Raw genomic sequence first — 8,855 nt, forward strand, 5'->3', positions numbered from 1 at the left:
CTTACAGACCCACCAGGGGTATGCGCGTCGCTCGCGCCTCGCGGGAGGCCAAAATCCCTTGCGGCATAACTCCAGCCATTTGTGAGACACATCACTAGAAGAGTTTTCCCTTTTGTTCGGCGATCGCGTCGAGGATGAACTGGATCGCCACCGCGGCCAGCAGCAGACCCATGATCCGAGTGACGATGCGCATCGCGATGGGGCTGATCCACGTCGCCCCGTGCGCGGACAGGCGCAGCACGAAGTAGCTGACCGCGCACACCGCGCCGATACAAGCCAGCAACGCCACTTCCTGCGCCCATCCCTTCGCGCGGTCCTCCAGGAGGATGGCGGTTGAAATAGCGCCCGGTCCCGCCAACAACGGCACTGCCAGCGGGGTGATCGCGATGTCCTCTTTCGCGGCGGCAGCGTCCGTTTCCTCGTTCGTCTGTTGAACGCGTGACCGCTGCGCGCGGAGCATGTCCAGCGCGATCAAGAGCAGCACGATGCTTCCGGCAATCTTGAACGCGGGCAAAGTAATCCCCATCAGATGGAACAGCTTCTTCCCGATGAGGGTGAAGCCAATCAAAACCCCTGCGGCGACCAGGCACGCCAGCCGCGCCATCTTTTCGCGTTGTTTGGGCGTGTCGTCCGGGGTGATGGACACGAAGACCGGGATCAGCGAAATGGGGTCGATGATCATGAACAACGACCCGGCAGCGAACAGAATGTACTCGGTTAAGCTCATTTCGATCCCCATCCAGTGCCAGGATTCCGCTGCGCAGAGCCGAATGGCGCGTCCTTTCCCCTCACCCTGGCCCTCTGCCCAAGGAGAGGGTATGGCTGTCGTGACGCCCGTTCGATCCTGATGCGCGAGGCTTTTCCAGCGCGGAGGGCAATGCTCCCTCTCTCCAGGGCCCCAGGGGAGAGGGGAAAGGCGATTCGGCACCGCCCATGAACTCAGAATTGTCAACCGCGTTAAACATGCTCCGCTGCGCACGGAACCAAAATTGCGTCTTTCATCCCGTGGATGATTTTTTTGTCAGCCGGGCAAATCGTCGCCAGGACACCGCCTAGATTCGCCCGCGCGTTGTCTCCCTCGCCGCTCACGAAATAATACGGGCAGAGCCGGACGCGCCCGTTCATTCTCAACAACTCTCCCCGCCCAAAATCCAACCAGGACATCTCAACAGTCTTCGGCTTGTGGTAGCGTTGCAGCACAAATGGCGAACGTCCGAACGAGCCGATCGCCAGATCGACGGCTTCCGTCCAGTCGCTGGCCGAGAGATCGCTCCCCAGATAGACCCCGCGCGCGCCCCACGCCTGCTCGGAAAATCCGGAGACTTTCAGAACTAAATCCCGATCCCGTTGCGAAAGCGTTTTCAGTTGGTGCCAGTCTGTGAGATTGAGTTCGGGAATCGCTCCGTGGGGCGGCAAAGGCGCAGGATCGACCAGCCAGGTGTAGGGAACCAGCCGCCAGAGCCGTTCGAGAAATCCTTCCCCAAGCTCCTGCCGCCAGAAGCCGAGCAAGTTCCGATTCCACAGGAGCGCGAACAGCATCTTCTCTTCGAAGATCGTTTTGGGCGGCGGGGTGAGACGAATCTTCTTGTCCCTGGCCAGTTGGAAAATCGCTTCCGCGTTCCCCACGTTCTCCAGGTCGAACAACTCGAAGAAACGATAAACCGCGTCGCCCTCATGGAAGTCGGTGAAGCCGGAATCACAGACGTCGAACCGTTCATTCCCAAGCTGAGTGGCGAGCCACGCCATCTCCGGACGATACGTGGCCGACTCCTCAGAGATCACAATCCGCACTTTCCCGGCGTCGCCGAAGATGCTTTCGAAACCGTTTAACATTCCGTCGGCGCCGCCAAGGATGGGCGATGGGCGATGGGCGCCCGACGCTTGGCGATCGGCATTGGGTGACTGGCGACCCGCGCTTGGCGCTTGGCGCTTGGCAATCGGCGACTGGCGATCAGGGCTTGGCGATCGGCGATTGGCAATTGGCGATTGCGGATAAGGAATGGGTGAGGGGCGTTGGGCAGTAGGCGTCGGGGAAACGGAGTCGGCAGCCGTCGCTTCACCCGCGAGAGATGGCATCGCCGCCGAAGCCTCAGCGAGTTCCGCATACGTCTGATTCAGCCACGCCGTAAGCCCGATGCCCCCCGGCACCGAGTCCAGTTCCGTGATGCTGACGCCGCTGTCGGTCAGCAACATGTCCGGGCGAATAACGCGCGGCAATTCGTTCTTGAACGCACTGGAACGCTGCAGCTCGATCAGTTCCGGCGGCTTGCCCTGATCGAGCCAGGCCGCGACCCAGGCGGGCTGTTTGCCCGCGACGCTCAGGCGATAGAGCAGATTGACTGCGCGATTGAATTGGAGCAGCACGCGTCCGACCGACTCCAGATCTTTCGCCAGGCGAACCTCAATCGGAAAGGGCGCGGGCGAAATTCGGAATTCTTGCCCCGCGAACAAACCCTGGGGAGGAATGCGGCCCCGGACAAAGCGGGCCTGATCAGCCAGGGAAAGCGTTTGGACCATGGTTGCAGCGGGCAGGCTGGAAGCCTGCCCTACGTTGATTCAATGTCAAACAGGAGCGCACAGAGGAAACAGAGACAGGCAGAGAAAGTCCGAAACCCCGGCGCGTTTTCCGGATGGGCGAATTTGAGTTTTGAATTTGTTTCGGATTTCGGATTTCGGATTTCATGATCCTCGGCCTCTGTTCTCTCCGTTGCCTCCTCTTAAGAAGCAGTCGGTCCGGTCAGGTGCGGATTTGGCCGTTTCCGATCCCGATCCATTTGTAGGTCGTCAACTCCTCCAGGCCCATCGGGCCGCGGGCGCCGACCTTGTCCGTGCTGATCCCGATCTCCGCCCCCATGCCGAACTCGCCGCCGTCGGTGAAGCGGGTCGAAGCGTTCCAATAGACCGCCGCCGAATCGACCTCGCCGAGAAATTTCTGCGCGCGCGCTTCATCGCGCGTCACGATGCTGTCGGAATGCGCCGAGCCATAATGGTTGATGTGGTCGACCGCCTCTTGAACCCCGCCGACGATTCGGACGTTCAGGATGTAATCATTGTATTCGGTGAACCAGTCCTGTTCCGTGGCGGCGCGGAGGCGGATTGGCGATTTGAGATTTGAGATTTGAGATTTGAGATTCTCAAGGGTTTCCGGGTCCGCCCGCAGTTCGACCTTCTTCTCGGCCAGCTTCCGGGCGATGCCGGGCAAGAACACCGGGGCAATCGCCCGGTCGATCAGCAGCGTTTCCATGGCGTTGCACACGGCTGCGCGCTGCACTTTCGCATTCATCGCGATTGCCTCCGCCATCTGCAAATCCGCCGCGCCATCAACATAGACATGGCAGACTCCCTTGTAATGTTTGATGACCGGGACCTTCGCGCATTCCGCCACGGCGCGGATGAGGCTTTCCCCGCCGCGCGGCATACACACATCGACGTACTGCGTCAACGACAGGAGTTCCTTGATCGCCTCGCGGTCCGGAGTGGGAACCACTTGAATGGCGTGGGCCGGGAAGTCCGGGAGGCATTTCTGCGCCGCCGTCACCATCAGGTCCGCGATGGCGCGGTTGGAATGCATCGCTTCCTTGCCGCCTCGCAGGATCGTGGCGTTGCCGGATTTGAAGCAAAGCGCGGCGGCGTCCGCCGTAACGTTGGGGCGCGCCTCGTAAATGATGACGACCACGCCGATCGCGGTGGAGATTTTCCGGAGCTTCAGCCCGTTGGGCCGAACCCGCTCATCGAGGATGCGCCCGACCGGATCGGGCAGAGCCGCGACTTCACGCAAGCCTTTCGCCATCCCGAAGATCCTCTTCTCGTCGAGCTTGAGCCGGTCCAGCATTGCGGCTGAAAGTCCGGCCTGCGCCGCGGCATCCATGTCGGCCTCGTTCGCCGTTTTAATGGTTTGACCGTTGCTCTCGATCGCTTCCGCCATGGCCGCGAGGCAAGCGTTCTTTTGCTCGCGGGAAAGCCTCGCCAGCGCGCGCGACGCGGCTTTGGCTTGTCGGGCCAGTTGCGTCATTTGTTCCGCCAAAGTCATGGCGGGAAATTAAGTCAAAACCACCAAGATAAAAGCGCGAAATGGGCGGCTTCACTTTTGAGGGGTGCGATCAAAGCTGTCGGTCAACGACTCCGATTGACTTCTCTCTCTCCCCGCGAGGACACGAGTGGGGAGAGAGTTGGAGAGAGGGGTTTCTTGGAAACATGAAAAGCGAGCCAACGCACCCCCTCTCCCCCAGCCCACTCCTCCCTTCGGGAAGAGAGGGAGAAGACTTCGCTGACCGACAGTTCAATCCGCCGCTTCGCTTTTGAGCTTTTGAGCGGCTCGCTTGACACTCGAAATTTCACTGATAATCTCCCGCATCCCGTCAGCAGCGGGGGTGCTCAACACGTGGCTTCGACGCGAGAGCGCCGTGTGGTCCGGGCCACGCACTTGAACTCGAACTGACTACGATCACGCATGAAACGTCAATATCAGCCGTCGAAAATCCGCCGCAAACGGCAACACGGCTTTCTCAACCGCAATTCGACCAAAAGCGGCCGGGCGATTCTCGCCAACCGCCGCCGCGTCGGACGCAAACGCCTGACCCCGGTCTGATCCGGACGCTTCGCATGCAGGCTCAGAACTCGGTTCCAGCGGCGCCGGCCTCAAACCGCCGCCGCCACGAACTGAAGCGTTCCATGCGCCTGCGCACGAGGCAGGAATTTCTGCGCGTCCGCGACCAGGGCCGACGCCTGGCTCGAGGTTGTCTGATTGCCAATTGGTTTCCGCAGCCCGGCGAAACGCCCAGCCGCCTGGGGGTGATCACCAGCCGCAAATTGGGAAAAGCCACCATTCGGACCCGCGCCCGGAGGCTCCTGCGCGAGGCCTTTCGGCGGCATCAACACGACTTGCAGAAATCGGTGGAGTTGGTGCTGGTGGCGCGGTCGTCGATTGCGGACAAGAAACTGGCAGACGTTGAACGGGATCTCCTCGCGGTTCTCCGGCAAGCGAACTTGCTCAAATGACATCTTGAAAATCGTTCAGGCCATCCTGATCGGCGCCGTATGGTGCTATCGGCGATTTCTCTCACCGGCAAAGACGCTTGTGTTTGGCCCGCTCGGCCATTGCCGATACACGCCGAGTTGTTCGGGGTATGCGTTCGAGGCCTTGAAAACGCACGGCCCTTGGCTCGGCGCCTGGCTTTCGCTGAAACGAATCTGCCGATGTCATCCGTGGGGTGGATGCGGCCATGACCCCGTGCCGCCGGTTCCTCAATCCTGTCAACCTTCCTGTGGACCTAAAGGTCGGGCGAGCCTGTCCCCAGCGAGCCGAATCGGACGTGTTCCAAACTCGTTGAGCGGCTCGCCGGGACGGACTCGCCCGACCTTGTTCAGGGAACAATTCCTGTAATGGATCGTAAGTCTTTCATCATTCTTCTGGTTTCGTTTGCTTTGTTGATGGCGTGGTATCCGCTCGTCAACAAGTTGTTCCCTCCCTTGCCAGCCCCGGAAGGAACCAACACCGTTTCGCAATCGGCCACGGACATCGACACAAACAAGCCGGGCACAACCAAGCCTCCCGATCCCGCCTCCGCGCCCTCGCCGGCGCCGCCGAGCCTTGACACTTCCAGAATCATCCGCCCGGGCGTTGCGGAAGAGAGCATCACCGTGACAAATGAAAACGCCCGATACACCTTCACGACCCACGGCGGAGGTTTGAAGTTCGTCGAACTGATCAAGTATCCCGCGACTATTTCCTGCGACCGCAAGGAGACGACGAACCGCGCTCGTCTCGCTTCTCTCAACACTGGCGCCCAGCGGCCCGCGATGGCGGTGATCGGCGGAGAAGCCGTGGAGGGGGACGGCCTTTTCAAATTGACCACCATGCCGTTTGGCGTGCGCGCGGAGAAGGCGCTTTCGAGCGGCCTTTTCTTAATCAAAGATTTTGCCCTCAGCACCAATTATTTGATTAAGGCGACCAACCGGTTTGAGAATCGCTCTAACCAGGCGGTTGCCCTTCCCGCTTTTGAATGTGTGGTGGGGACCTCCACGCCGATGGGAAACCACGACGAATCTTTGATGCTCGGAGCGCAATGGCACAACGGCAACAAGGCGGAAGATGCCTTTACGGGAAGCGCCGGCTGCTTTGGCGGGCGGCCCCAATCGGATTTTGCGGCCGGGAGCAGCAATGTGTTCTGGGCCTCGGCGTTCAACCAGTTCTTTGCGATCATCGGCGTCCCTGCGCAACCCGCTTACCGCCTGCGCGCGCACAGGGTCGAGCTTCCGCGCCCGAGCCAGGAGGCGATCGAAGCCGATTCCAAAACGTGGGCACAACCCTTCGGACATCAGGTCTCCTTTGTGTATGCCGGGACCACCCTCGCGCCGAATCAATCGCTCGAACACAGGTTTGATCTCTACGCCGGCCCGAAGGAGTATTATACGCTTTCTTTGCTCGGCCGAAATCTGGACCTGGTCATGCGCTTTGGATTCTTCGGCTTTTTCGCCAAGGGCCTTCTCCTGTCCCTGAAAGGACTCTACGCGGTGACGCAGAATTACGGCGCCGCCATCATCGTCATCACGGTTCTGATCAAGCTGTTCTTCTGGCCGCTGACCAACGCCAGCACCAAGTCCATGAAACGCATGGCCGCCCTCCAGCCGCAGATGAAGGCGATCCAGGAGAAATACAAGGACGACCCGCGGAAGATGAACATGAAACTCATGGAGTTCATGAAAGAGAACCGGGTCAGTCCTCTCGGCGGTTGCTTGCCGATGCTCCTGCAGATTCCGGTGTTCATCGGTTTCTACCAGATGCTGCAAAGCGCCATCGAATTGCGCGGAGCTGCCTTTCTCTGGGCGTGCGACCTCTCGCAGCCGGACACGGTATTTGTCATTCCCGGCTTGGGATTCATCCCGTTTTTTGGAATTCCCGGCTCCGGCCTGCCGATCAATCCGCTGCCCTTGATGATGGGCGCGACGATGCTCTGGCAGGCGCGGCTGACGCCGCCGTCGCCCGGCATGGATCCGGTCCAGCAAAGCATCATGAAGTACATGCCGCTGATGTTCATGGTGTTCCTTTATAATTTTTCCGCGGGCTTAACCCTTTACTGGACCGTGCAGAATCTGCTAACTATTCTGCAAATGAAGGTAACGAAGGCGACCGATCCCAAGACCCAACCCATAGCGAAACCGGTGTCGCCTCTAGGTTCAGCACCGAAGAAAAGGCGCCAGCCCTGAGCCGATTTAACGATTTAACCTGCCTATGGCTGCTGAAGCAAAAGCTATTCTGGAGCAGTTACTGAAACACCTCGGATTCGAGGCGACCGTCGAAGAGCATCACATGGACGACGGCATTGTGCTTGATGTCAAAACCGAAGATGCCGGCCGCTTGATTGGCCGCCAGGGCCAGACGTTGAGCGAATTGCAATACCTCGTCAATCGGCTGCTGTTCCGCCAAGACCAGAACGCTCCGAAAGTCACGCTAGATGTGGGTTCGTACCGCACCCAGGCCCGCGAGGCTCTCGTCCAGAAGGCCAAAGAAGCCGCGGACAAAGTGCGGCGTTGGGGGGACATTGTGGAGCTGCCGCCGCTGAACGCTTTCGATCGCCACATTGTCCACAACGCGCTCAAGGACGATCCGGCCGTCGAAACGCACAGCGTCGAAGTGGCCGGTTCTGACAAGAAGGCGATCATTCTCCGGCCCAGGCATTGAGCGCCCGGAGGCACGGGAAATCGACGGTCCTGAAGCTGGCACGCTAAAAAAGCCTGAGTTCGCCTCAGCCTCGATCTAATGCGACGCCGCTTCGACCAACGCCCGGTCGATCTTCAAGGATTTGGGATTTCGTTTTGTCGAAGCGCCGGAAGAAGCGGACCTCATCTGGATGCGCAAAGGATACCAACGTTTGTGTTCAAGCCTCGGTCCTCACCAACTTCTCAACCACATTCCCAACGAGTCGATCCGTCCTTGGTGTTGAAATGGAGCTTCTCGGATTTCCAGGACTATCTGGCCAGAGATCACCACCGCGCGGGCCCAAACTTCGTCCGAGACGAACTGGCGCCGAAGCTCAAGCGGATACTGGCGTTTGTCACGCAGGCCGCGAAAGAAACGCTGACCCAAGGTCAGGAGAACGGCCTTTGTTTCGGGCTTTACGGCGCCGATATCATCCTGGATGTTAAACTTCAGCCCTGGCTCACGGAAATCCAGCGAGGTCCCGGACTCAGTTTTGACGACGACGTCAAAATGAAACTGGTCCCGCGAGTGCTTGAAGAGACCGCCCGCATCGTCCTGGAAATCCAGGAACGCAAACGCGCGGGAAGGTCGCTTGCGGATTTGGCATCTCCCCGCGAGTTCGAGTGGGTGATCAACGAGGCGTCCTGAATTGAACGCTGGCTGGCTGCATTCCTCGGGGCGCGTCAGACAATCGAATCCAGCAATTACTGCTCCTCGATCAAGTTGGCTATGTTTAGCGCGGCGCGGAAGGCGACCTGAACCTCTTTGATGCGGCTCAGTTTCTTTTCTGTGCCCGCATCCAACTCGACCGGCGGGCGCGAAATGGGCGCCGGCGGTGGAGGCACGTATTCTTGCGGTGTTGTTCGCGGCACGACCGCGCTCACGGCTCGGTCTTCCCGGCCGTGGGGGCGCGAGGATTGAAGCGACAACGGGATATTCGCCGGACTGGTCTGGCTGCTGGAAGACACTTAAATAGGCTAGGCTAGACTAGGCTAGCTAGATTCGGCTGCGGAGAGGCATTACGGGGGGTAGAGCGTTCCGATTCCGGTACCCAAGCGAAGATTGAAGAAGAATGCCTGCCGCGCCCTTGGCAGGCCAAGGGCCAAGCTATGGCCTGGCTAACCGATCAGGGAAATTCTCTTGGGATGACTTGAGA

9 protein-coding genes and 1 pseudogene are annotated in these 8,855 nt (G+C 59.6%); 6 read left to right on the forward strand and 4 right to left on the reverse strand.

Translation table 11 applies throughout. The features are described 5' to 3' along the window. Positions 1-94 precede the first annotated feature (94 nt). From FJ398_22705 to FJ398_22715, 3 genes and pseudogenes are all read right to left on the reverse strand, one after another. A complete protein-coding gene (locus FJ398_22705) occupies positions 95-727 on the reverse strand; it encodes a MarC family protein (protein MBM3840719.1) in 633 nt (210 codons plus the stop codon). A 230-nt stretch (positions 728-957) separates the two neighbouring features. Continuing rightward, positions 958-1,854, reverse strand: a pseudogene (locus FJ398_22710) (hypothetical protein). An 883-nt stretch (positions 1,855-2,737) separates the two neighbouring features. Further along, the gene (locus tag FJ398_22715) at positions 2,738-4,030 is read right to left on the reverse strand and encodes a glutamate-5-semialdehyde dehydrogenase (protein ID MBM3840720.1); all 1,293 of its coding nucleotides are present in this window, start codon (positions 4,028-4,030) and stop codon (positions 2,738-2,740) included. A gap of 420 nt (positions 4,031-4,450) precedes the next feature. On the opposite strand from FJ398_22715, the gene FJ398_22720 reads away from it, so the two are divergent. The 6 genes from FJ398_22720 (at position 4,451) to FJ398_22745 (ending at position 8,347) form a co-directional block, all read left to right on the forward strand. Then, the gene (locus tag FJ398_22720; protein MBM3840721.1) at positions 4,451-4,588 is read left to right on the forward strand and encodes a 50S ribosomal protein L34; all 138 of its coding nucleotides are present in this window, start codon (positions 4,451-4,453) and stop codon (positions 4,586-4,588) included. Between the two features lie 14 nt (positions 4,589-4,602). Beyond that, the gene (gene rnpA / locus FJ398_22725) at positions 4,603-4,998 is read left to right on the forward strand and encodes a ribonuclease P protein component (GenBank protein ID MBM3840722.1); all 396 of its coding nucleotides are present in this window, start codon (positions 4,603-4,605) and stop codon (positions 4,996-4,998) included. A gap of 1 nt (position 4,999) precedes the next feature. Further along, entirely contained in the window at positions 5,000-5,383 is a 384-nt protein-coding gene (yidD, locus tag FJ398_22730) for a membrane protein insertion efficiency factor YidD (GenBank protein ID MBM3840723.1), read from the forward strand. Beyond that, a complete protein-coding gene (gene yidC / locus FJ398_22735) occupies positions 5,383-7,206 on the forward strand; it encodes a membrane protein insertase YidC (protein ID MBM3840724.1) in 1,824 nt (607 codons plus the stop codon). Before yidD ends, yidC begins: the two co-directional genes overlap by 1 nt. 25 nt (positions 7,207-7,231) lie before the next feature. Further along, a complete protein-coding gene (locus FJ398_22740) occupies positions 7,232-7,681 on the forward strand; it encodes a KH domain-containing protein (protein ID MBM3840725.1) in 450 nt (149 codons plus the stop codon). Positions 7,682-7,759: 78 nt separating this feature from the next. Next, the gene (locus FJ398_22745) at positions 7,760-8,347 is read left to right on the forward strand and encodes a tubulin--tyrosine ligase family protein (GenBank protein MBM3840726.1); all 588 of its coding nucleotides are present in this window, start codon (positions 7,760-7,762) and stop codon (positions 8,345-8,347) included. Positions 8,348-8,403: 56 nt separating this feature from the next. On the opposite strand, the gene FJ398_22750 is transcribed toward FJ398_22745, so the two are convergent. Then, positions 8,404-8,667, reverse strand: coding sequence for a hypothetical protein (locus FJ398_22750; protein ID MBM3840727.1), 264 nt, complete (start codon positions 8,665-8,667; stop codon positions 8,404-8,406). Positions 8,668-8,855 lie beyond the last annotated feature (188 nt).

This window comes from Verrucomicrobiota bacterium, from assembly GCA_016871535.1.
In the GTDB taxonomy this organism is placed as follows: Bacteria; Verrucomicrobiota; Verrucomicrobiia; order Limisphaerales; family SIBE01; genus VHCZ01.

Excerpts from the sequence above, each read along its gene's own strand:
- FJ398_22705 (MBM3840719.1), bottom strand. The coding sequence starts at position 727 with ATGAGCTTAACCGAGTACATTCTGTTCGCTGCCGGGTCGTTGTTCATG.
- FJ398_22720 (MBM3840721.1), top strand. The coding sequence starts at position 4,451 with ATGAAACGTCAATATCAGCCGTCGAAAATCCGCCGCAAACGGCAACAC.
- FJ398_22745 (MBM3840726.1), top strand. The coding sequence starts at position 7,760 with ATGCGACGCCGCTTCGACCAACGCCCGGTCGATCTTCAAGGATTTGGG.
- FJ398_22740 (MBM3840725.1), top strand. The coding sequence starts at position 7,232 with ATGGCTGCTGAAGCAAAAGCTATTCTGGAGCAGTTACTGAAACACCTC.
- yidC (MBM3840724.1), top strand. The coding sequence starts at position 5,383 with ATGGATCGTAAGTCTTTCATCATTCTTCTGGTTTCGTTTGCTTTGTTG.
- FJ398_22715 (MBM3840720.1), bottom strand. The coding sequence starts at position 4,030 with ATGACTTTGGCGGAACAAATGACGCAACTGGCCCGACAAGCCAAAGCC.
- rnpA (MBM3840722.1), top strand. The coding sequence starts at position 4,603 with ATGCAGGCTCAGAACTCGGTTCCAGCGGCGCCGGCCTCAAACCGCCGC.